The sequence below is a fragment of the Pedobacter sp. genome (genome assembly GCF_041645105.1).
Classification (GTDB): Bacteria; Bacteroidota; Bacteroidia; order Sphingobacteriales; family Sphingobacteriaceae; genus Pedobacter.
In genome coordinates this window covers 1-3001 of the sequence record NZ_JBAZQQ010000025.1, presented here as the reverse complement: position 1 = coordinate 3001, position 3001 = coordinate 1, and the positions used below count along the sequence as shown (strand labels likewise).

Annotated in this window: 2 protein-coding genes and 1 pseudogene; all 3 read right to left on the bottom strand. The window is 41.7% G+C overall.

Annotation, left to right across the window (positions count from 1 at the left end; translation table 11 throughout):
* Positions 1-519: 519 nt before the first annotated feature.
* Entirely contained in the window at positions 520-1707 is a 1188-nt protein-coding gene (ltrA, locus tag WC623_RS24825; RefSeq protein WP_372856289.1) for a group II intron reverse transcriptase/maturase, read from the bottom strand.
* A gap of 176 nt (positions 1708-1883) precedes the next feature.
* Positions 1884-2165: a hypothetical protein gene (locus tag WC623_RS24820; RefSeq protein ID WP_372856287.1), complete on the bottom strand. Its 282-nt coding sequence runs from the start codon at positions 2163-2165 to the stop codon at positions 1884-1886.
* Between the two features lie 394 nt (positions 2166-2559).
* Positions 2560-3001, bottom strand: a pseudogene (locus WC623_RS24815) (DNA mismatch repair protein MutS); the annotation flags it as partial.

Below are 3001 nucleotides of genomic sequence, written 5' to 3'. Positions count from 1 at the left end.
TGATATCGCCACCAACGATAGCGATTTTGAGCGAATAGAAGGCATAACTGTCTGGAGACCGTGAATATCTCCTTAAAGTGATAAACACAAACCGCAGATGGACGCAGATTAACGCAGATTTAATGATATGGTTTCAGATAATCAGTTCTAAAAATCAATAAATTACTTTCTATAATTTCAAAGTTTCGGCGCTCCATAAAAAGGTGATGTTACCACGCAACACTGAAAAAACCACAGAGTCCTCAGAGGACACAGAGAAAACAACAAAGCTCTGTGCTCTCGGTGCCCTCTGTGGTTGATCATCCATCCTTCGCCAAATATTTATTAAAATATGACGATAAATATCCAGGCGCCTTACAAATCCCCACACAACCAACCATACACAAACAACAAAGCCCATCAAAAAACGATGGGTAGAGTAAAGCAGAGGCTTTCCAACCTCCACCTTCTCATCAAACTGCACGGACTGATTTCCAGTATGCAGCTTTCGTTTGGCATATCCCTTTGTAAGAAATGGTTTCATCCAGAAATACCTCGATATAGAGAAATGAGACCCATTTGAGCCAGCTCAGATTTAGGAAGCGAATACCATAGAACCTTATTAGAACGGTTTTTGGCTTTAAAGCATCTGAGTCTATCTGCTATATATTCGTCCAGTTCTTTAAATATTCTCTTCTTTGTGCATCCCTCGAAATAGTTCCCCCAACCTCGAATATTCGGGTTAAGTAGTTTTATTAGAGTTCCAAGGTTTATAGGTTGCTGACGTCTTGTCCTTTGTTTAACCTCAGATTTGAACTTCTTCACCGTTTTATCTCTTGGTTTCTTCCATCTTCCATTAAAATGGAAGCCCAGAAATTCAACCCCAGTCTCATTTCCATGCACGATTTTGGTTTTCTCAGGACTAAGTTTGAGTTTTAACTCTCGCTCCAGAATTTCCTTTGCACGTTTGAGGGCATCTTCCGCTTCCCATTCGTATTTACAGAAAATAATGATATCATCAGCGTATCGGAGGAGCAAATACCCATAATCGCCCATTCTTCTGTCGAAATGATTTAAGTAAATATTCGCCAGCAAGGGACTGAGATTTCCACCTTGTGGAGTACCTTCCGGACTCTCCTCAAACACACCTTCATTCATTATTCCGCTTTTCAGGATAGATTCTATCCATGAGAGAACTCTGCCATCGCTGACCTGTTCACATACTAAATCCATCAGTATTTTATGGTCAACGTGGTCAAAGAATCCTTCAATATCAGCATCTACCAACCAGTGATAACCTGAATTGATGTATGCTTCGGCTTTCTTGACCGCTGCATGTGCATCTGTATCGGGTCTGTATCCGTGACTCTGGGGTAAGAAAATCTTTTCAAAGATTGGCTCAAGAACGTTCTTTAATGCTTGTTGTACCACTCTGTCTTTTATTGCGGGTACTCCAAGTAGCCTCATTTTTCCGTTATCTTTCGGTATGAGAACTCTTTTCACTGGCTGTGGAACATAGCGATTTTCTTTGAGCTGTCGTTCAATTTCTGCCAGGTTTTGTTGTGAATTTCGTTCAAATTCGTCAATAGTTACGCCGTCAACTCCTGCACTTCCTCTGTTTGCTTTTACCTGTTTCCATGCATTTTCAAGATTCTTTTTATCCCAGATTTGATTGCCAAGGGAATATTTCTTGAATTTTGCATGATATTTCTCATTCCACTTTTTCATTCTGTCTCCATTGGTATTGGTTTTCAGCAATTATTCCATATTCTTCATAATGCTTTTGCCAGATAGCGTTTATATCATGTTGATAGTTACGATAATTACTTTTCTGGGGGGTTTTCCGAATGATGTTATCATGCTGTCAACTTCTATTCTTTCCAAACAAGAACCCCTTTGCTGAGTCAAGTTTTATCCTCGTATAGTCGCCCCCTGTATCCTGCGATACAGGTTCTATATTTCACTGGCTTGACTTTCATCGCTACTATGGGTTCGTCCGACATCTCGTAATGCATTGCTTTAGTTTTCCCGTTTAAGGTTATACTTCCGCTACCTTTTTTTTTTTCTTCTTCCCGTTGATTGAGGCTATTGACCCGGAAACGTGTAGGGTGTGGCTCAATCTCAGGGAGGACATTAAGAGACCTCCCCCGGTCACGCAAGAAAGCATTCACAACCATCCCGACCATAACCACCCCAGTAATCATTTCTCTGCCCAAGCTTCCATCCTGCGTTGGTATGTCGCATCTTACTGAGGCCACCTCTGGTTCACGTATTGTTTCGGGCTGTGGCTGCCGATATTCAGGTACTCCGCACGATATTTCGCAATAACGCACTACCTTTTCTCTTTGCACGGGAGCAGACCCATGCAGTGGGATTTTAACCCTTTGAACATACATTGTATTTTGTTTTCCTCCAAATGTTCTATTTGTTATACTTTCCTTCTTGTGCTTCGGGGCACGCAACGCAGATTTATTACTACGCTTTCTGAAAATTATATTAATATTTCGGTTGCGCGACTCGGAATCTGCGGTATTTTTTTCGAAACATTGCTATCTTATTTTTATGTAACCCTTAGTTGTATTATCTTCCGTCCACTTTCTTCTTCAAATCAGCAAGCGCATTAAGCGCCTCAAGGGGCGTCATTGCATCCACATTGAGTTTCTTGAGTTCCTCAACTACCGGTGATTCTTTTGCAGTATTATCCGAATCAAAAAGCATGAGCTGTGTATACTTAGCACTGTCCTTCCCCCTGCTGCCTATACTGCTCCCATTCTCCACTTCTTTTAAGATCTCTTTTGCCCTCTGCGTCACCTTAAGAGGCACTCCTGCAAGCCTTGCCACATGAATACCATAACTTTTATCTGTCGCGCCTGGAATTATCTTACGGAGGAACACAAGGTCATTGCCTTCTTCTTTCACTGCAACATGATAATTCTTCACCCGCTTTAAGGCCCCGCTCATTACTGTAAGCTGGTGGTAATGCGTGGCAAAAAGCGACCTCACACCAACACGGTCCTTATTA